This is a genomic window from Streptomyces sp. So13.3, assembly GCF_005860785.2.
Classification (GTDB): Bacteria; Actinomycetota; Actinomycetes; order Streptomycetales; family Streptomycetaceae; genus Actinacidiphila; species Actinacidiphila fildesensis.
This window is the reverse complement of the sequence record NZ_CP048835.1, coordinates 7,503,089-7,522,719: the sequence shown is the minus strand read 5'-3', so window position 1 is coordinate 7,522,719 and position 19,631 is coordinate 7,503,089. Positions and strand designations below refer to the sequence as shown.

At 70.9% G+C, this 19,631-nt stretch carries 18 protein-coding genes; 8 read left to right on the top strand and 10 right to left on the bottom strand.

All coding sequences use genetic code 11. From position 1 onward, the window contains the following. Position 1: 1 nt before the first annotated feature. From C8250_RS33705 to C8250_RS33680, 6 genes are read left to right on the top strand one after another with little or no spacing between them, the layout of a single operon-like run. Positions 2-958 carry an STM4015 family protein gene (locus C8250_RS33705; RefSeq protein ID WP_138358250.1) on the top strand — a complete coding sequence of 319 codons (957 nt, stop codon included), beginning with the start codon at positions 2-4 and terminating at the stop codon, positions 956-958. After that, the gene (locus C8250_RS33700; RefSeq protein WP_138358248.1) at positions 955-1,905 is read left to right on the top strand and encodes an STM4015 family protein; all 951 of its coding nucleotides are present in this window, start codon (positions 955-957) and stop codon (positions 1,903-1,905) included. The genes C8250_RS33705 and C8250_RS33700 overlap by 4 nt, the downstream gene beginning before the upstream one ends. Beyond that, on the top strand, positions 1,886-3,025 hold the full coding sequence (locus C8250_RS33695; protein ID WP_138358246.1) for an STM4014 family protein: 1,140 nt from the start codon (positions 1,886-1,888) through the stop codon (positions 3,023-3,025). Before C8250_RS33700 ends, C8250_RS33695 begins: the two co-directional genes overlap by 20 nt. A gap of 1 nt (position 3,026) precedes the next feature. Then, entirely contained in the window at positions 3,027-3,839 is an 813-nt protein-coding gene (locus C8250_RS33690) for an STM4013/SEN3800 family hydrolase (protein WP_138358290.1), read from the top strand. Then, entirely contained in the window at positions 3,836-5,251 is a 1,416-nt protein-coding gene (locus C8250_RS33685; RefSeq protein ID WP_138358244.1) for an STM4012 family radical SAM protein, read from the top strand. Before C8250_RS33690 ends, C8250_RS33685 begins: the two co-directional genes overlap by 4 nt. Positions 5,252-5,289: 38 nt before the next feature. After that, positions 5,290-6,198 (top strand): STM4011 family radical SAM protein, encoded by a 909-nt coding sequence (locus C8250_RS33680; protein WP_138358242.1) that lies wholly within the window; start codon positions 5,290-5,292, stop codon positions 6,196-6,198. Here C8250_RS33680 and C8250_RS33675 read toward each other — a convergent pair. The 3 genes from C8250_RS33675 to C8250_RS33665 all read right to left on the bottom strand — a co-directional run bounded on the left by C8250_RS33675 (position 6,171) and on the right by C8250_RS33665 (position 8,151). Next, positions 6,171-6,977, bottom strand: coding sequence for an SAM-dependent methyltransferase (locus C8250_RS33675; protein ID WP_138358240.1), 807 nt, complete (start codon positions 6,975-6,977; stop codon positions 6,171-6,173). The genes C8250_RS33680 and C8250_RS33675 overlap by 28 nt on opposite strands. Before the next feature lie 70 nt (positions 6,978-7,047). Beyond that, positions 7,048-7,281, bottom strand: coding sequence for a DUF397 domain-containing protein (locus C8250_RS33670; protein WP_138358238.1), 234 nt, complete (start codon positions 7,279-7,281; stop codon positions 7,048-7,050). Between the two features lie 3 nt (positions 7,282-7,284). Further along, on the bottom strand, positions 7,285-8,151 hold the full coding sequence (locus C8250_RS33665) for a helix-turn-helix transcriptional regulator (protein WP_138358236.1): 867 nt from the start codon (positions 8,149-8,151) through the stop codon (positions 7,285-7,287). Between the two features lie 136 nt (positions 8,152-8,287). On the opposite strand from C8250_RS33665, the gene C8250_RS33660 reads away from it, so the two are divergent. After that, positions 8,288-8,752 (top strand): ATP-binding protein, encoded by a 465-nt coding sequence (locus C8250_RS33660; protein ID WP_138358234.1) that lies wholly within the window; start codon positions 8,288-8,290, stop codon positions 8,750-8,752. Between the two features lie 86 nt (positions 8,753-8,838). Here C8250_RS33660 and C8250_RS33655 read toward each other — a convergent pair whose 3' ends face one another. Both C8250_RS33655 and C8250_RS33650 read right to left on the bottom strand, forming a co-directional pair. Continuing rightward, positions 8,839-9,630 (bottom strand): SGNH/GDSL hydrolase family protein, encoded by a 792-nt coding sequence (locus C8250_RS33655; RefSeq protein ID WP_138358830.1) that lies wholly within the window; start codon positions 9,628-9,630, stop codon positions 8,839-8,841. 79 nt (positions 9,631-9,709) lie between these two features. Then, positions 9,710-11,809 carry an alpha-galactosidase gene (locus C8250_RS33650; protein ID WP_138358828.1) on the bottom strand — a complete coding sequence of 700 codons (2,100 nt, stop codon included), beginning with the start codon at positions 11,807-11,809 and terminating at the stop codon, positions 9,710-9,712. A 175-nt stretch (positions 11,810-11,984) separates the two neighbouring features. On the opposite strand from C8250_RS33650, the gene C8250_RS33645 reads away from it, so the two are divergent. Further along, complete coding sequence (locus C8250_RS33645; protein ID WP_138358834.1) at positions 11,985-12,827, top strand: tyrosine-protein phosphatase; 843 nt, start codon at positions 11,985-11,987, stop codon at positions 12,825-12,827. Positions 12,828-12,842: 15 nt separating this feature from the next. Here C8250_RS33645 and C8250_RS33640 read toward each other — a convergent pair whose 3' ends face one another. From C8250_RS33640 to hpnH, 5 genes are read right to left on the bottom strand one after another with little or no spacing between them, the layout of a single operon-like run. After that, the gene (locus C8250_RS33640; protein WP_138358826.1) at positions 12,843-14,036 is read right to left on the bottom strand and encodes a serpin family protein; all 1,194 of its coding nucleotides are present in this window, start codon (positions 14,034-14,036) and stop codon (positions 12,843-12,845) included. 17 nt (positions 14,037-14,053) lie between these two features. Continuing rightward, positions 14,054-15,478 (bottom strand): aspartate aminotransferase family protein, encoded by a 1,425-nt coding sequence (locus tag C8250_RS33635; protein ID WP_138358824.1) that lies wholly within the window; start codon positions 15,476-15,478, stop codon positions 14,054-14,056. Then, complete coding sequence (gene dxs / locus C8250_RS33630) at positions 15,465-17,390, bottom strand: 1-deoxy-D-xylulose-5-phosphate synthase (protein ID WP_138358822.1); 1,926 nt, start codon at positions 17,388-17,390, stop codon at positions 15,465-15,467. The genes C8250_RS33635 and dxs overlap by 14 nt, the downstream gene beginning before the upstream one ends. Before the next feature lie 36 nt (positions 17,391-17,426). Beyond that, complete coding sequence (gene ispG, locus C8250_RS33625) at positions 17,427-18,584, bottom strand: flavodoxin-dependent (E)-4-hydroxy-3-methylbut-2-enyl-diphosphate synthase (RefSeq protein ID WP_138358832.1); 1,158 nt, start codon at positions 18,582-18,584, stop codon at positions 17,427-17,429. 17 nt (positions 18,585-18,601) lie between these two features. Then, positions 18,602-19,627 (bottom strand): adenosyl-hopene transferase HpnH, encoded by a 1,026-nt coding sequence (hpnH, locus tag C8250_RS33620; protein WP_138358820.1) that lies wholly within the window; start codon positions 19,625-19,627, stop codon positions 18,602-18,604. Positions 19,628-19,631 lie beyond the last annotated feature (4 nt).

Genomic DNA, 19,631 nt, shown 5'->3' with positions numbered 1-19,631 from the left:
CATGTCAGCCGTAGAGCATCTGCAGGAGTTGCACGGCCTTCCTGCCTTCGACTTCCCCGGGCCCGACAGCAAGGACGAACTGCCCGCGCCGGAGACCGTCGCCTGGCGGCTCGCCGCGGATCCCTACGACGACGACTCCGACGAGGAGTTCGGGGATGTCTGGGACCGGTTCCTGGACACGGTGGATCCTTCCCGGGTGCGGGCGATCATCATCGGCCAGTGGGGCGAGGCCTACGAGGACGACTCCACCGGGATCGTCGAGGACCTCGTCGACGCCAAGGACCAGCTGACCGCACTGGAGGCCGTGTTCATCGGCGACCTGGAGCAGGAGCAGGCCGAGATCTCCTGGATCGAGCAGTCCGACGTCACTCCCGTCCTGGCGGCCTATCCGGAGCTGCGGGAGTTCGGCGCCCGTGGCGGCACCGGCCTGCTGTTCCCGGCGGTGCGGCACGAGCACCTGCGCACCCTGACGTTCGAGGCCGGCGGTCTGCCCGCCGAGGTCGTCCGAGGCATCGCGGCGAGCGAGCTGCCCGCGCTGGAATATCTGGAACTGTGGCTCGGCGTCGAGGAGTACAGCGGCACCGCCACCCTCGCCGATCTCGCCCCGATCCTGGCCGGCGGCGGCTTCCCCGCGCTGCACCATCTGGGCCTGCGCAACAGCGAGATCCAGGACGAGATCGCCGCCGCGGTCGCCGCCGCTCCGGTGGTGGCCCGGCTCAGCTCCCTCGACCTGTCCCTGGGCGTTCTCACCGACGAGGGTGCGACCGCGCTGCTGGAAGGCCAGCCGCTCACCCATCTGCAGTGGCTCGACCTGCACCACCACTTCCTCAGCGACCCGATCGCCGCACGCCTGCGCGACACGCTGGTGCCCGCCGGCGTCGAGGTCGACCTGTCGGAACCGGGCCGCAGCTGGAACAACGACGGTGTCGTGCACCGCTTCACGGCGGTGGCGGAATGAGGGACACCTTCGCCGGCCTGCCGGTTCACACGCTGACGCATCCGGTCGGCGCCGCATCCGGCCTCCCGGCCGCGGACAGCGTCGCCTGGGGGCTGGAATGCGGCTACGGCGCCGACGCGGCGTTCCCCGAACTGTGGCGCGGCTTCCTGGACACGGTGGACACCGAGCGGGTCACCGCCCTGGTGATCGGATCATGGTGGGACGGCGACTACACGAGTCTGGGCCCGGTGGTGGAGCTGATCGTCGCCGACGCGGCCCGGCTGCCCGGTCTGCGCGCGCTGTTCCTCGCCGATGTGGAGGGCGAGTCCTGCGAGATCTCCTGGCTTCTGATGGCCGACATCACGCCCGTGCTGGAGGCCTTCCCGCTCCTGGAGGAGCTGGGCGTGCGCGGCGGCAACACCGGGGACGACGCCCTGGTCCTGGCCCCCGTGCGGCACACCGCGCTGCGCGTGCTGCGGTTCGAGTCCGGCGGGCTGCCGGGAAACGTCGTGCGCGCGGTGGCCGCGAGCGAGCTCCCCGCCCTGGAACACCTGGAGTTGTGGCTGGGCGTCGAGGAGTACGGCGGGGACTCCACGGTCGCGGACCTCGCCCCGTTGCTGGCCGGCGGCCGCTTCCCGGCCCTGCGCCATCTCGGGCTGCAGAACAGCGAACTGCAGGACGAGATCGCCGCGGCCGTGGCCGCCGCCCCGGTCGTCGCCCAGCTCACCTCGCTCGATCTCTCGATGGGTGTGCTCAGCGACGAAGGTGCTGCCGCCCTGCTCGGCGGTCAGCCGCTCACCCATCTGACCCGTCTCGACCTGAGTCACCACTACCTGAGCGACGCGGTCATGGAGCGCGTCAGCAGTGAACTGGGCGCCGCCGGGGTGACGGTGGACCTCTCCGAGCAGGAGAGCCCGGAGGATGAGGGCGATGACGAGGAGTGGCGCTATGTCGCCGTCTCCGAGTAGCTCCGCTGTCCGCTCCGAAGTCCGTTTCGCCGTCGTCGGGAATCCCGGCAACCGCCGGGTGACGATGTTCGCCGACGCCGTGCGGGCCGCTGGGCTCCCCGCGCCCCGGATCGTGGCCTGGCGCGATGTGCTGCGCGGGGCGTACGGGTTCACGCCGGGCGAGGTCGTGCGGGTGGACTCCCCCGGCGAGGACCCCGAGGTCGACCGAGCACTGCGCGGCGGCGGCGATCCGACCCGAGTCGAGGGCAGTGCCGTCTGGTACCGGCGGTTCACCGACGCGGTACGGGAGGTGGCGCGGGCCGCGGTGGAGGCGGGCGCCACCCTGCTCGACGATCCGCAGGACGTCGCCGTGCTGTTCGACAAGCGGCGCTGCCACGCCCGGCTGCTGGCGGCCTGCGTTCCGGTACCGCCGGCGCTCACCGCGCCCGTGCACGGCTGGGACGACCTCAGGGAGCAGTTGCGCGCGGCGCGCATGCCGCGCGCCTTCGTCAAGCCCGCGCACGGCTCGTCCGCGTCGGGCGTGATCGCCCTCGAGTTCGGCGGGCCCGGCCGGCTCAGGGCGACGACGTCGGTGGAGCGGACCACCGACGGACGGCTCTTCAACTCGCTGCGCGTACGTCGCTACGAGGACGAGCGCGAGGTCGCCCCCATGGTGGACACGCTGGCCGGGGACGGTCTGCAGGTGGAGCGCTGGCTGCCCAAGGCCGCGCAGCACGGCAGGGCCGCCGATCTGCGGGTCGTCGTGGTGGACGGCAGGGCGACCCACGCGGTGGTGCGCACCAGCCGCTCCCCGATGACCAATCTCCATCTCGGCGGCGCCCGCGGGGACCTCGCGGCGGCGCGCGCCGCCACCGAAGCGGCCGGACTCGGCTGGGAAACGGTGACGGGCATCGCCGAACAGGCCGCGGCCTGCTTCCCCGGGACACTCTGCGTCGGGGTCGACGTACTGCCCGGCACCGGCTGGCGGCGCTTCGCCGTCGGCGAGGTCAACGCCTTCGGCGACCTGCTGCCGCGTCTGACGGGCCTGCCCGGCAGCGGTGCCGAGGAGCAGGACACCTACGCCGCCCAGGTGGCCGCCGTTCTACGCAGGGAGCGCCACCGTGCCACAGCCGCCGCTTGAGATGAACGAGATCGTGGGCAGTCACGACCTGCTGCTCGTCACCCTGGACACGCTGCGCTACGACGTGGCCCAGGAGCTGGCGGCCGCGGGCCGGATCCCGCATCTCGCCGCCCATCTGCCCACCGGCGGCTGGGAGCGGCGGCATGCGCCGGGTAGCTTCACCTACGCCTCCCACCAGGCCATCTTCGCCGGTTTCCTGCCGACTCCGGCCACCCCGGGACCGCATCCGCGGCTCTTCGCGGCCCGCTTCGCCGGCAGTGAGACGACAGCGGACGGCACCTATGTGTTCGACACACCGGACCTGGTGTCGGGTCTGGCGGCGGCCGGGTACCGGACGGTGTGCATCGGCGGCGTCGGCTTCTTCAACAAACAGGCGCCACTGGGTTCCGTGCTGCCCGGGATGTTCCAGGAGAGCCACTGGGAGCCGGAGTTCGGCGTGCCCTCCCCCACCTCCTTCGAGGCGCAGATCGCCCGCGCCGAGGAGGTCGTCGCCGGGCTGCCCGACGAGCAGCGGCTCTTCCTCTTCGTGAACGTCTCGGCACTGCACCAGCCCAACTGGTTCCATCTGCCCGGCGCCACCCGCGAGGCGGGCGACTCCCGCGCGACGCACGCCGCCGCGCTGGAGTACGTGGACCGGCACATCGGCCGGCTGTTCACGGCGGCGAGCAGCCGCCGCCGCTGCTTCGCGATCGTCTGCTCCGACCATGGCACCACGTACGGCGACGACGGCTTCACCGGCCACCGGCTCGGCCATGAGGCCGTCTGGACCGTCCCCTACGCCCACTTCTTCCTTGAGGCCGAGGCACAGCGATGAGCACCACGACGATCGACCCCGCGACCTCCATCGACACAGGCACAGGCACAGGCACCCGGCCGTACGAGAGCTACGTCTATGCCTACCCGCACAAGACCGCGTACCGGAAGCTGGAGGACCGCCCACCACTGCGTGACCTGTGGGCGGGCGAACCGGTGGGCACGCTCTCCCTGTACGCCCACATACCGTTCTGCGAGGTGCGGTGCGGTTTCTGCAACCTCTTCACCCGGATCGGCGCCCCCGAGGGGTTGACCACCCGCTATCTCGACGCCCTGGAGCGCCAGGCGGGCGCGGTCCGTGAGGCGCTCGACGCGGCCGGCGGCGAACCGCGCTTCGCGGCGGCGGCCTTCGGCGGCGGGACACCGACGTTCCTGGACGCCGGCGAGCTGCAGCGGCTCTGCGACATCGCCGAACTGCGCATGGGCGCCGACCTGCGGGCGATCCCGTTGTCGGTCGAGGCGTCGCCGGCCACGGCGACCGCCGACCGGCTGGCGGTCCTCGCCGACCGCGGCACGACCCGCCTGAGCCTCGGAGTGCAGAGCTTCGATGACACCGAGGCGCGCGCGGCGGTCCGCCCGCAGCGGCGCGCCGACGTCGAGGCGGCGCTGTCCCGGATCCGCGACGCCCGCATCCCCGTCCTCAACATCGACCTGATCTACGGCATCGACGGTCAGACCGAGCGCAGTTGGCAACGGTCCCTGGACGCCGCGCTCGCCTGGCAGCCCGAGGAGCTGTACCTCTATCCGCTCTACGTACGCCCGCTGACCGGCCTCGGCCGCCTCGGCGGCAGCACGGACACCGGCACCGGCGCGGGAACGGCCGACGCGGAGACGGCCTGGGACGAGCAGCGGCTGCGCCTGTACCGGTTCGGCCGTGACCACCTCCTCGACCGGGGCTACGAGCAGGTGTCGATGCGGATGTTCCGCCGCCGGGGCGCGCCCGCCACCGGCGGAGAGGACTACGCGTGCCAGACCGACGGCATGATCGGCCTCGGCTGCGGCGCCCGCTCGTACACCTCCGCACTGCACTACTCGTTCGACTACGCGGTCGGCATGAGTGAGATCCGGTCGATCATCGACGACTACACCACCCGTTCCGCCCAGCAGTTCGCCGTCGCCGAGTTCGGCCGGCGGATGAACGGGGACGAGCCCCGCCGCCGCCATCTGCTGCAGTCGCTGCTCCAGGCCGAGGGCATGCCGGTGGACGACTACCGGGCACGTTTCGGCACCGGCCCCGAGCAGGACTTCCCCGTCGAACTCGGCCGGTTCGCCGCCGCGGGCTGGCTCGACGGTGCGGCCGCCCCCGAGCGGCTGCGGCTGTCCGCGGAAGGGCTGGCGCACTCCGACGCGGTCGGCCCCGCGCTGTTCTCGGACCCCGTCCGCGCCCTCATGGCCGAGTACGACGCGAAATGAAGCCCCAACCGGACAACCCAGATGTCTCGCAGACCCCGATGGATCTGTCGATCCTCTACCGCGGCCCGCTCGCGAGCTGCGACTACGACTGCCCCTACTGCCCGTTCGCCAAGCGCCGCGACAGCCGCGAGCAGTTGCGCGCCGACCGCGCCGCCCTGGAGCGCTTCGCCGGCTGGGCCACGGCACAGACGGGTGACCGGCTGTCGCTGCTCTTCACGCCCTGGGGCGAGGGCCTGGTGCGCTCCTGGTACCGGCGCACCCTCGCGGAGCTGAGCCACCTGCCGCACATCCGGCGGGTGGCGATCCAGACCAACCTCAGCTGCCGCACCGACTGGCTGGAGGACGCCGACCCCGGCACCCTCGCCCTGTGGTGCACGTACCACCCCGGCCAGACGCCGTACGACCGGTTCCTCGGCAAGTGCCGGGATCTGGCGGACCGCTCGGTCCGGCACAGCGTGGGCGTCGTCGGCCTCCCCGAGCACCTCGTCGAGGCCCGGCGGCTGCGCGCCGATCTCCCCGCGCATGTCTACCTGTGGATCAACGCGGCCGAGGGTCACACGTACACCGACGCCGAGGCGGACGAGTGGACGGCCATCGACCCGCTCTTCCCCTACAGCCGCCATCCGCACCGCAGCGCGGGGCTGCCCTGCCGCACCGGCGAGTCGGTGATCTCGGTGGACGGCGAAGGCACCGTCCGCCGCTGTCACTTCGTCCCCGCCGAGCTCGGCAGTCTCTACGACGGCTCGTACCGCAGGGCGCTGCGGCCGCGGGCGTGCCCGCTCGCCGTCTGCGAGTGCCACATCGGCTACGTCCATCTGGAGTCGCTGCCGCTGTACGACACGTTCGCGGGCGGCGTTCTGGAGCGGATCCCGGCCGACCCGGCCCCACGTGTCCGGCCCGCCCTGACCCTCGTACCTGCTCAGCCCTTGCGGCCGACCCCGCCGTAGAAGCCGATCCGGCTCAGCTCCGCCGGTTCCGGGAGCGGGGTGTCCGGGCGCCACAAGGGCACCTGCACCAGGCCCGGTTCCAGGAGCGTGAAGCCGTCGAAGAACGGCTCGATCTCCTTGTGCGGCCGCACGTTCATGGTCGCGGTGGCCTTGTTGTAGATCTTGCTGACCTCGGGGAAGCTGCCGCCGTGGAAGTCGGCCGTGGCGTGCGACAGCACCAGGTAGCTGCCGTCCGGCAGCGCGTCGCGCAGGGTGGCGACGATGGCGGCCGGGTCCTCCGCGTCGGTGATGAAGTGCAGTACGGCGACGAGGAGCACGGCGACCGGCTGGTCGAAGTCGATCAGCTCACTGATGGTCGGGTGGTCCAGGATGCTGCGCGGCCGGCGCACGTCGCCCAGGAAGAAGCCGGTGTTCCCCGAACCGGTCAGCCGGGCTCCGGCGTGGGTCGCGACGATGGGGTCGTTGTCGACGTAGGCGACCCGCACGTCGGAGGAGAGACCCTGCGCGACCTCATGGGTGTTCGGCGAGGTGGGGATGCCGGTGCCGATGTCGATGATCTGGCGGATGCCGTTGTCCACCAGGAAGCCGACGGCCCGCCGGAGGAAGTCCCGGTTCGCGCGGGCGCTGGGGATGATGTCGGGGACGGCGTCGATGACGCGCTGCGCGGCCTCCCGGTCGACCTCGTAGTTGTCCCAGCCCCCGAGGTAGAAGTCGTACATGCGGGCGGGGTGGGGCCGGCCCGTGTCTATCTTCTCGGCGGGGAATCCCTGATCGGTCACGCCGTCCTCCGGTTCGGTTCTGTTCGCTCGGCCGCGACAACGGCGGCGTTACTCGGCACGGTCGGGGCAGTCACAGCAGGAAGTCCGCTTCGCCGGCCTTCGCGCCCCGGATGAATGTGGAGATCTCAAGATCGGTGTAGATCAGCGCCGGGCCGTCGGGGTCGGTGGACTGGCGCAGCGCCACCCGGCCGTCGTTCAGTTTCTTGGCCTCGACGCAGCTGCCGCCGTTGCCGCCGCTCCACGGCTTCCGCCAGCCCTCGTGACCGAGGTCCTTCGCGGGCATGCCGTTGTATATGCGACCCATGGGTCAGATCTCCTTGCGAATGCCACCGAGGATGGCCTTGGTGCTCTGTGCCGGCGCGGCCTGCGCGCACATCCGGTCCAGCGCCTCCAGGAAGGCCGACACGTCGTCGCGTTCGTCGAAGTACGCGCCGCCGATCAGGCTCTCGGTGTAGGCGATGTCCGGGAGTTCCTGGATCTCGAACCGGAAGATGTGGAAGGGCCCGTACATCGCGGAGTGCGGGCCGGCCGTGAACGGCATGACCTGCAGCCGGACGTTGGGGAGCTCGGTGAGGTCGGCCAGGTGCGCGATCTGGGCGCGCATGACGTCCACGCCGCCGATGGGACGGCGCAGCACCGTCTCGTCCATCACGACCCACAGCAGGGGTGCCTTCTCCCGCGTGAGCAGCGCCTGGCGCTCCAGGCGCAGTGCCACCAGGCGGTCGATCTCGTCGACGGAGGCGTGCGGCAGGCCGGCCCACAGCACCGCACGCGTGTACTCCTCGGTCTGCAGCAGCCCGGGCACGTAGTGCGGCTCGTAGGCGCGGATGATGCTGGCCTCGCCCTCCAGGCTGACGAAGGCGCTGAACCACTCCGGCAGGACGTCACGGAAGCGGTGCCACCAGCCGGGCCGGTTCGCCTCGCGGGTGAGCGCGAGAAAGCCGCTGACCTCGGTGGGAGACGTGACTCCGTAGGTCTGCAGCAGCTTCTCGACGTAGGGCAGTTTGAGGCCGACCTCGGCCTTCTCCATCCTGCGGATCGTGGCATGAGTGACATCGAGAGCCAGGCCGGCCTGCTCGTAGGAGAGGCCCGCCTTCTCCCGCAGGTCCTGGAGTCGTTTGCCGAGCACCACCCGCAGTACGGTCGGGGCGCCTCCCGGCCGTGCTTCCGCCACGAGCCTCCTCCTCCAACTTCCCTCGGTGGTAGGCAGTGTGCCATGCCGTCAGTGGACCGAACAGACCGTACAGACGATTGTGTAATTTACAGATCGGACCTTGCCATGTGTTCGGCGCGACCCTCATAGTTGCGGAGTGGCTGCTTCCCAAGACGCTCTCCGGGTAGCGCGTCATGACGGCCCGACCCATCCCGGCCGCTATGACGTCTTCCGGCTTCCCGCGCAGAACGCCTCCGTGGCGGATGCGCGCGGCCGCGTCCGCGCGCGTCTGCGGGACTGGGGTGTGGATCTCGAAGTCACCGACGACGCGGGACTGGTGGTGACGGAGCTGTTCACCAACGCCGTCCGCCACACGGACAGCGAGAAGATCACCTGTTCACTGCTGGCGCTGGGCCGGGTGCTACGCGTCGAGGTCACCGACCAGGGGCACGGGCGGACCGAGCCGCGCACCCGCACCGCCGATGTCGACGAGGAGTGCGGTCGCGGACTGCTGCTCGTCAGCGTCCTGGCGCAGTCCTGGGGAGTGGGCCCGGCCGAGGACGGCGAGGGGCGCGTGGTCTGGGCCGAGCTGCCCTGCTTGCCCGCCCTCCGCCACCCCTGACCGTCCCCGCACCGCCGCCGCCTACTACTACTTACGGACGACGGCCCGCAGGCCGAGGCCGAGGGCCCGCAACTCCCGCCCGCTGCCTACAGCGGCAGCAGGTCGGGCCGCTTGGGCTCGACGTGGTCGCCGGAGGATTCGCCGCGCAACCGGCGGCCGATCCACGGCACCAGGTGCTCGCGGGCCCAGTGGATGTTGTCGCGCCGTACCTCGCCCGGAGCCCGTACCGGCTCCGGCTCCCAGGCCTGCTCGGGGTCGGCGCACACGGGAAGGCCGAGCACCTGCGCCGCGCGCAGCGCGACCAGGGTGTGGCCTTCCGGGGACAGATGCAGCCGGTCGCCGCTCCACGCCCGCCGGTCCTGCACCGAGCGCAGCGACCACAGGTCGAGCACCGGGCAGTCCTGGCGGTCCGCGATCGACCGGACGTGCGCCGTGTACGTCGCGATCTTGCCGCGGAGATGGCGCAGCACCGGGACGTCACGGGTGTCGAAGCCGGTGCAGATCAGCACCGTGCCGACCGAGGAGGTGAGGTCGGCGACCGCCGCCTCCAGCCGCTCGGCCACGTCGTCCGGGTCGCTGCCCGGCCGGAGGATGTCGTTGCCGCCCGCGCAGAACGTCACCAGGTCCGGTGCGAGCTCCCTGGCGCGCGGTACCTGCTCGGCCACGATCTGGTCGAGCAGCCGGCCGCGCACGGCGAGGTTGGCATAGCGGAAGTCGTGTTCGGGGCGCCGATCGGCGAGTTGAACGGCCAGGCGGTCGGCCCAGCCGACGAAAGCGCCGTCAGGACCCGGGTCGCCGACGCCCTCGGTGAAGCTGTCCCCCACCGCGGTGTACGACCCGATCGCGCCACTGTTGTTTGTTTTCGAATCGTCAGCCACGGCAGCCCATACTCCCCTTCCGGAAGTGACCTACGCCATCGTAACCGGGGGTTGACGTGGCGTGATTTAGAACACGAGGTCATATTCCGCGCAGCCGGAATACGGCCGCGTCCAGGTCGCCGACCAGCCCCGTCCGCAGTCCGCGGGTGGCCAGCACGGCGCCGCGGTGCACGGTTCCGGTGGCGGGATCCCGGTAGGCGGACGCCGGGTCGAGGCCGCGCAGCCGCAGCGGCGGCTGGGGTTCGCCGAAGGACTGGGAGTGCAGCCAGGCGAGGACGACGATCTCGTCGCCGCGCACGTACTGCACGGCGCTGAGCCCGCCGTCTCCGGGCGCGCGCAGCCGGTACAGGTCGCCGTACTGCACGACGGGCCGGATCGCCTTGTAGAGCTCGACCCAGTCCTTGGCCTCGGCCAGTTCCTCCTCGCTCCACGCCGTCAGGTCGCCGCCGACGCCGAGCACCCCGGCCATGGCGCTCACGAAGCGGAAGCGCAGGCTGCTGGCACGGTGGTTGAGCATGCTGTTGGGGCTGTCGGTGACCCAGGCGGCCATCACCCGGGCGGGGTGCAGCTGACTGAATCCGTGCTGGATCGGCAGCCGGTCCAGCGGGTCGGTGTTGTCCGAGGTCCACACCTGGTCGGTACGGGACAGGATCCCGAGGTCCACCCGGCCGCCGCCGCCCGAGCAGGATTCGAAGGCGACGCCGGGGTGTGCGGCCCGCAGCCGGTCGAGCAGCCCGTACAGCCCCTGCACATGGTCGACCCACAGCCGCTGCGGGTACGGCTCACCGGGCCAGCCGGCGTCGGTGAAGCACCGGTTGAAGTCCCACTTCACGTAGTCGACGGGGGCGCTGTGCAGCAGCGCGTCCAACTGCTCCCACAGGTACTCGCGCACGTCCTCGCGGGCGAGGTTGAGGATCAGCTGGTTGCGGAACTCGGTGCGCCGTCGTCCGGTGTGGTGCTGCACCCAGTCCGGATGCGCTCGGTACAGGTCGCTGTCGGGGTTGACCATCTCCGGTTCCACCCAGATGCCGAACCGCATGCCGAGGGCGTGCACATCGTCGGCGAGCGGCTTGAGCCCGTTCGGGAACCGGTCGGGGTTGGCGGTCCAGTCGCCCAGTCCGGCGCGGTCGCTGGTCCTGGCACCGAACCAGCCGTCGTCGACGACGAAGAGCTCGACGCCCATCGCCGCGGCCCGGCGGGCGAGTTCGCGCTGCTGCTCCTCGCCGACGTCGAAGCGGGTCGCCTCCCACGAGTTGTAGAGCACCGGCCGCGGCTGCCCGGCGTCCGGGATCACATGGGCCAGCTGGTAGGCGTGCCAGGCGCGGCTGGCGGCGCCGAAGCCGCCGTCCGTGTGGAGCCCGGCGAAGACCGGGGTGGTGAAGGACTCCCCCGGCTCGAGCAGCACCAGTCCCGCGTCGTCGTGCCCGGCGCCACCGGTGGCCTGCACCCGGCCGTCGGGCAGCTGCTGCACGGCGATGCGCCAGGAGCCGGACCAGGCCAGCGCGGCGGTCCACACCTCGCCCTGCTCCTCGCCCGCGTCGCCCGCGTCGAGGCCGATCCACGGCAGGTGGTGGTGGCCGGTGTGGCCGCGCCGGCTGCCGATCACCTTCTCACCGGCGGTGAGTGCGGTCCTCGCCAGCCGGGTCTCGGCCGCCCAGCGGCCGTGCAGGTGCGACAGCCGCCAGCCGTCGCGTTCCGGCAGGGTCCAGGCGGCGGAATCGGCGCGCAGCAACTCGACGGCGCCGGTGTGTCCGTTGGCCACATGGGTGGCGGTGGTCCAGCGCTCGACGACGTCGGATCCCGCGCGGACCCGGTAGTGCAGCGTCAGGTCGAGATGGTGGACGGAGTCGTGGAAGTGCAGCCGCAGCTCGTCGTCCTCGGTCTCGGCCTCCTCGAAGCACCATTCGGTACCGCGCGCCGTGGCGTCACGGACCGAGAGCGCGGGCCGGACGAAGCGCGGGCCGCCTTCGACGGGGTACTCCTCGTGGCCGTCGAGCGCCGACTCGAAGGAGCTCCCGTCAGGGAGCGGTTCCGCGGCCAGCGCCTCGGCGTCGGCGAGCTGGATGCGGGCGCCCCAGTGCAGATGAAGCAGCTCGTCGCGCTCGGTCAGATGCACGGCGTAGCTGCTGCCGGGACCCGAGAGCAGCCACAGCCGCCCGGTTCCGCCCGTCTCGATCATCAGAACTCCCCTTTTCCGATCACGTCCGAACATCGTTACGCGGGCGGAACCCGAAGGCAATGGCGCGGCGGACACATACCGGCCGGTACGTCGGTGGAGCCGGTGTCGTATCGTCGGCTGAGGTTCAGCCCCGAGCTCTGAGCCGTGACCCGAAGGAGCGCCGGTGACCCAGCAGCTGCCGCAGACCCCCGCCACCGACACCGAAGCAGGGACCGGCACCGCGACCTGTGCCGAGCCGGTACTGACCGGTGTCCGAAACTTCCGTGACGTGGGCGGTCTCCGCGCCGCCGACGGTCGCCGGGTCCGGCCGGGGAAGCTGTTCCGCAGCGGTCACCTCGCGCACACCACCGACGAGGACGCGGCCTTCCTGGCCACCCTCGGTCTGCACACGATCTTCGACTTCCGCAACGCCGACGACATCAGGATGGAAGGCCCCGACGTCGATCTGCCAGGCGTCCAGAACATCAACATGCCGCTCAGCGACCCGGCTCACGGAGCCGACTTCTGGCACACCGTGCGCGACGGCGACCTGGACGCGCTGCGCGACGCCCTCGGCGACGGCAAGGGCGCCGAGCGGATGACCACCGCCTACCGGCAGCTCATCCTGGACCGCACCGCCCAGCACAGCCGCATGCTGGAACTGCTCGCCGAGGAGCCCGCCGTCCCGGCCCTGCTGCACTGCGCCGCGGGCAAGGACCGGGCCGGTACGTCGATGGCGATCATCCTGCTCGCCCTCGGCGTGGACCGCGCCGATATCGAGGCCGACTACCTGGAGAGCAACGCGGCCCACCGCCGCTACAAGGTCCAGCGCGGTGACGGCGCCACCGGCTCCGCCATCGACCCGGAGATCATGAAGCTCCTCAGCCCGCTCTTCGAGGCCCGGCTGGAATACCTGACCGCCGCCTTCGACACCATCGACGAGCACTGGGGCTCCGTCGACCGCTATCTCTCCGAGGGCCTGGGCTGTACGGAGGAGCGGCGCGCGCGACTGCGCGAGCTGCTCCTCACGGACGCCTGAGACACGCCCGCCGGGTCACCAGCTCCACCGCTCGTCGACGACCGCGTCGTGCGGGTCGGTGACCCAGCCCGCGGCCAGCACCAGCCCGGTGGCGCGGTGCACGGCGAGGAAGCCGAAGGGGCGGTCGAAGGTCACGGCCACGAACTTCGCCTTCTTCTGCGGTGCCGCGCCCGCGGTCATGGCGAAGGCGGTCACGGCCGCGGCCTGGAATCCCTCCGCGCTGAACGAGGCCGTGATCGACTGCCGGGCGCCGGCCACCGCCAGCGGCACCTCGCTGACCCCCGGGAAGTGACCGCGGCTCGTGTCGCGGGCCGCGTCGAGGCCGAACAACTCCGCTCGCTGCAGCAGGTCGTGGTCGTCGCTGACGGTGAAGGCCGCGGTCGTCGTGTACAGCTGCGGGTCGGAGCTGAAGCTGGTGATCTTCTGGATCGCGATCCCGGGACCCGGGATGCCCTCGGCCAGCCGCCCGCCGGGTACCACCTCGTGCGCCCCGGCCAGCACCTCAGTACCCGCCCGGAGCACGTCACCGGCCCCGGCAGTCTCCTCGCCGAGCAGCAGCCGGACGTCGATGCCGTTCGCACCCTGGACGTCCAGGACGGTGAGCGCTCCGGCCGGGGTCGCCGCGAGGCCCAGCAAAGCCAGGTCGGAGCCGGACCTGGACAGCCCCGCGACCTTGCGCTCCGCCCAGGGGCCGCGCTTTGGCTGCAGAGTGGTCGGCGTGAACGGCTGCTGCCACCTGGTCTGCACGCACAGCGCGCTCGCGAGCACCATCAGCGTGGAGGCTTCCAGTTCGACGGGCATCTCCTCGATCAAACCGCCGGTGTTGCGTGCGGCCCAGGCGTCGAGTTCCTTGCGGTCCATGGCCGCGTCGCCGGTCAGCCGGCCGGCGACGGTGGGCGGAAGGCGCTCCACCCAGTCCTCGCGCAGCGGCACCTCCCGCTTCGTCCAGACGCCCAGTGCCGTGTCGATGCCGTCGGCCGCGCCCAGCGCCTCCAGCAGCGCGCGGCCGTGCTCGATGGCGCGGTGCGCGGGCACACCGAGCGCCTGCTCGAGCTCAGCGCGGGCCGGGCCGTCCGCCGCACCGCCGAGGAAGGCCAGCAACGGCCAGACGCCGACCGCGCTGAACGCGGTGCCCTTTCCCGGCGTGACCGCCACCCCCGCCCACCGCGCCGTCAACGCGTTGACCGCCCGCACCGTCGCCGTGTCCATCACTCGCCACCCCGTTCTCACCGATTGGCGACCGCCTGCTTGACCAGCGTCCGCCCGAAGTCCCACATCAGCCCGCCGCCACCGTGCGCGTCGTCCATCACGGCGGTGAACGCCTCGACGAAGCGGTCCACGTCCGACTCGTCGATGATCAGCGGAGGGATCAGCTTAATGACTTCGAGGTGATCGCCCGAGACCTGAGTGAGGATCCGGTGCCGCTGCAGCAGCGGCACCACCACCATCTGCGCGAACAGGCCCTTGCGGGCGGCCTGGAGCATCGCCCAGCGGCTGCGCAGGCCCAGGGAGGTCGGCTTGCCGAACTCGATACCGATCATCAGCCCGCGCCCGCGCACCTCGCGCAGCAGCTCGTAGCGGTCGACGAGGGCGGCCAGCCGGGTGCGCAACAGGTCGCCGGTGTGCCGGGCGTTGGCGACGACGCCCTCGTCGTCCATGACGGACAGGGTGGCCAACCCCGCCGCCATCGCCTGGGCGTTGGAACCGAAGCTGGCGGAGTGCACCAGGACCCGGTCCATCGAGGAGTAGACCTTCTTGAAGATCCAGTCCTTGCCGAGCGTGGCGCTGACCGGCACATAGCCGCCCGACAGCGCCTTGGAAACGCACAACAGATCGGGCTCGACCCCGGCCTCGTGCTGGTAGGCGTAGAAGTCGCCGGTCCGTCCGAGGCCGGTCTGCACCTCGTCGGCGATCAGCAGCGCCTTGTGCTTGTGCAGCAGTTCCTGCGCGGCGCGGAGGTAGCCGGGCGGGGTCTCATGGACGCCCTTGCCCTGGATGGGCTCCACGATCAGTGCGGCCACGTCACCGCGCTTCAACTCCCGTTCCAGCGCCTCCAGATCGCCGAGCGGGATCGCGGTGTCGGGCAGCAGCGGGGCGAAGCCGTCGCGGAAGCCGTCCTCGCCGTTGACGGACAGCGACCCCGTCGTCAGCCCGTGGAAGGCGTGCGAGCAGTACAGGATCCGCGGCCTGCCGGTGGCGTAGCGGGCGAACTTCAGCGCGGTCTCGACGGCCTCGGTGCCGCTGTTGCCGAAGAACACCCGGTCCAGGTGCGGGCTGTAGGTGAGCAGCTTCTCGGCGAGCAGTCCGGGCAGCGGCTGGCAGTCGAAGCGGGTCAGGTCGGCGAGACCCGCGTCCAGGACGTCGTGCAGCGCCTTGCGGACGACGGGGTGGTGCCGGCCCAGGCCCATCACCCCGAAGCCGGCGAGCATGTCGAGATAGTCCTGGCCCTCGGCGTCCCAGAAGTGCGCGCCCTCGGCCCGCTCGTAGACCTTGTCGAAGCCGATGGTGTGCAGCATGCGCGGCAGTTGGTGGTTGAGGTGCCGGGTGTGCAGGTCGTAGCGCTCGCCGCCGCGTTCGGCGAGGAGGGTCGCGAGGTCGAAGCCCTTGGCCACGGATGGTGGTCCGACGGGCTGCGACTCAGACGGTGTCATCGGGTGCCAGCTCCTTGATTGCGTCGCCCACGTCGCCGGCCCCGTTGCGGCGGGCGAGTGTGGCACTGATCCGGCCGGCGATCTCGGCCGGGGTGAGTCCGATGTCGGCGAGCACTTCGCCGCGTTTGGCATGGGCCAGGAAGTCCTGCGGGATGCCGAAGTCGCGCAGCGGTACGTCGACGTCCGCGTCCCGCAGTGCCTGCGCGACGGCCGAACCGACGCCGCCGGTACGGCTGTTGTCCTCGACGACCGCCACCATGCGGAACCCGGCGGCGAGCGGTGGCAGCGCGGCGTCGACCGGTTTGACCCAGCGGGGGTCGACGACCGTGACGCCGAGGCCGCGTTCGTCCAGCAGGTCCGCGACCGCCAGGCAGGTGCCGGCGAGGGCGCCGACCGATACCAGCAGCACGTCCTGGCGAAGGTCGCGGCGCAGGACGTCGAGCCCGCCGATCCGCTCCAGGGACGGCACCGCCGCACCGACCGTCTCCTTGGGGAACCGGACGACGGTGGGCGCGTCGTCGACCTCGACGGCCTCGCGCAGCTGGGCGCACAGCTGGTCGGCGTCGCGCGGGGCGGCGATCCGCAGCCCGGGCACGACCTGGAGGATCGACATGTCCCACATGCCGTTGTGCGAAGCGCCGTCCACACCGGTGACGCCCGCCCGGTCCAGCACGAACGTCACACCGCACTTGTGCAGCGCCACATCCATCAGCACCTGGTCGAACGCGCGGTTCAGGAACGTCGCGTACACCGCGACCACCGGGTGCAGCCCGCCGGTGGCCAGGCCCGCCGCCGAGACGGCGGCATGCTGCTCGGCGATACCGACGTCGTAGATCCGGTCCGGGAACGCGGCGGCGAAGGCGCCTAGCCCGACGGGTTGCAGCATGGCGGCGGTGATGGCGACGACGTCCGGGCGCTCCGCGCCGATCCGCAGCATCTCGGCGCCGAAGACCGACGTCCACGAGGGGCCGTTGGACGGCGCGAGCGGCTCGCAGGTGAGCGGGTCCATGGCGCCGACGGTGTGGAAGCGGTCGGCCTCGTCCTGCTCCGCCGCCGCGTAACCGCGGCCCTTCTGGGTCAGGCAGTGCACGAGCACCGGTCCGTGGAAGCGCGCGGCGCGGCGCAGCGCGGACTCGACGGCCGCGATGTTGTGGCCGTCGATCGGTCCGACGTACTTCAGCCCCAGGTCCTCGAACATGCCCTGCGGGGCGAAGGCGTCCTTGAAGCCCTTCTTCGCGCCGTGCAGGGACTCGTACAGCGGCTGGCCCACGACCGGGGTCCGCTGCAGGAGGTCCTTGCCCCAGGCGAGGAAGCGCTCGTAGCCGTCGGTGGTGCGCAGCGTCGCCAGGTGGTTGGCGAGGCCGCCGATCGTCGGCCCGTAGGAGCGCTCGTTGTCGTTGACGACGATGATCAGCGGCCGGTCCTTGGCCGCGGCGATGTTGTTCAGCGCCTCCCAGGCCATACCGCCGGTCAGCGCGCCGTCACCGATGACCGCGACCACGTGGTCCTGTTTGCCGAGCACCTGGTTGGCCTTGGCGAGGCCGTCGGCCCACCCCAGCACCGTCGAGGCATGGCTGTTCTCGATGACGTCGTGCTCGGACTCGGCGCGCGACGGATAGCCGGACAGGCCGCCCTTGCCGCGCAGCTTCGAGAAGTCCTGCCGCCCGGTGAGCAGCTTGTGGACGTAGGACTGGTGACCGGTGTCCCACAGGACACGGTCGGCGGGCGAGTCGAAGACCCGGTGCAGGGCGATGGTCAGCTCGACCACGCCCAGGTTGGGTCCGAGATGGCCGCCGGTTCTCGCCACCGCCTGCACGAGGAAGTGGCGGATATCGGCGGCGAGTTCGTCGAGTCGGGATTCGGGCAGTGCCTTCAGGTCGCGCGGGCCCCGGATGTTCTCCAGTATCGACACGATGGACCTCGTTCCCCCCTACCGGGATTGCTGCGGTCAGCCGACAGTGACTTCCGGTACCCCGGAGAACGCGCCGTCGGATTCCATCTGCTCGGCGATCTTCATCGCCTCTTCGATCAGGGTCTCCACGATCTTCGACTCCGGCACGGTCTTGATGACCTCGCCCTTGACGAAGATCTGGCCCTTGCCGTTGCCGGACGCGACACCGAGATCCGCTTCCCGGGCCTCCCCCGGACCGTTGACGACGCACCCCATGACGGCGACGCGCAACGGCACCTCCATCCCCTCCAGACCGGCCGAGACCTGGTTCGCGAGCGTGTAGACGTCGACCTGCGCCCGCCCGCACGACGGACAGGACACGATCTCCAGCCGCCGCTGCCGCAGATTCAGCGACTCCAGGATCTGGATGCCGACCTTCACCTCCTCGACCGGCGGGGCGGAGAGCGAGACGCGGATGGTGTCGCCGATGCCCTCGGACAGCAGCGCGCCGAACGCGACGGCGGACTTGATGGTGCCCTGGAACGCGGGACCGGCCTCGGTCACACCCAGGTGCAGCGGGTAGTCGCACCTGCCGGCGAGCAGCCGGTAGGCGTTGACCATCACGACCGGGTCGTTGTGCTTCACCGAGATCTTGATGTCACGGAAACCGTGCTCCTCGAACAGCGAGCACTCCCACAGCGCCGACTCCACCAGCGCCTCAGGAGTCGCCTTGCCGTACTTCTCCATCAGCCGGCGGTCCAGCGAACCCGCGTTGACACCGATCCGGATCGGGGTGCCGACCGAAGCCGCCGCCTTCGCGATCTCCTTGACCTTGTCGTCGAACTGCCGGATGTTCCCGGGATTCACCCGCACCGCCGCACAGCCGGCGTCGAGCGCCGCGAAGACGTACTTCGGCTGGAAGTGAATGTCCGCGATCACCGGGATCTGCGACTTCCTCGCGATCGCCGCCAGCGCGTCCGCGTCGTCCTGCGAAGGGCAGGCCACCCGGACGATCTGGCAGCCGGCGGCCGTCAGCTCCGCGATCTGCTGCAGCGTCGCGTTCACGTCCGCGGTCACCGTCGTCGTCATCGACTGGACCGACACCGGGGCGTCCCCGCCCACCGGGACCGACCCGACCTCGATGCGCCGCGAGGGGCGGCGCACCGAGAGCGGGCGGGACGGTACGGCGGGCAGGCCGAGCGCTACCGGCTCGATTCCCGACATCGCGCTCGTCACTTCCCGCGGTTTCCGGCCACCGTCTCACGGGCGGCGCGGAGCGACTCCTTGAGGGAGCCCATCGTGGCGAGTACGGCGGTCGGCTCGTAGCCGCAGTGCGCCATGCAGTTGGAGCAGCGCGGGTCCTTGCCGCGGCCGTACTTGTCCCAGTCGGTCTCCTCGACGAGCTCCCGGTACGTCGGCACATACCCGTCGCTCATCAGGTAGCAGGGGCGCTGCCAGCCGAAGAGCGAGTAGTTGGGGATGCCCCAGGCGGTGCACGGGAAGTCCACCTTGCCTTCCAGGAAGTCCAGGAAAAGCGGGCTGTGGTTGAGCCGCCACTTCCTGCGGTTGCCGTTCGCGAAGGACTTCTTGAACAGCTCCCTGGTCTGCTCGACGCCGAGGAAGTGCTCCTGGTCGGGCGCCTTCTCGTAGGCGTAGGCGGGCGAGATCATCATCTCGTCGACCTTCAGATCGTCATTGAGGTAGTCGAGGACCTCGATGATGCTCTGCGGGGTGTCGGTGTTGAAGAAGGTCGAGTTGGTGGTGACCCGGAAGCCGCGCTTCTTGGCCTCCTTGATCGCCTCGACCGCTTCCTCGAAGACACCCTCCTTGGCGACCGACTCGTCGTGCCGCTCCTTCAGCCCGTCGATGTGGACCGTGAAGGCGAAGTACGGGGACGGCGTGAACTTGTCCATCTTCTTGCGCATCAGCAGCGCGTTGGTGCAGAGGAAGACGTACTTCCGCTTGGCCACCAACTGACGCACGATCTCGTGGATCTGAGGGTGCATCAAGGGCTCACCACCGGCGATGGACACCATCGGGGCACCGGATTCGAGCACCGCGCCGACCGCCTGGGCGACCGGCATGCGCTGCTTGAGAACTCCCGCCGGGTGCTGGATCTTTCCACAGCCCTCGCAGGCCAGGTTGCAGGCGAACAGCGGCTCCAGTTCCACGATCAAGGGGAACTTGTCACGGCGTCGGAGCTTCTGTTCCATGAGGTACGTTCCGACCCGGATGGACTGGCGGAGCGGCATAGCCATCTAG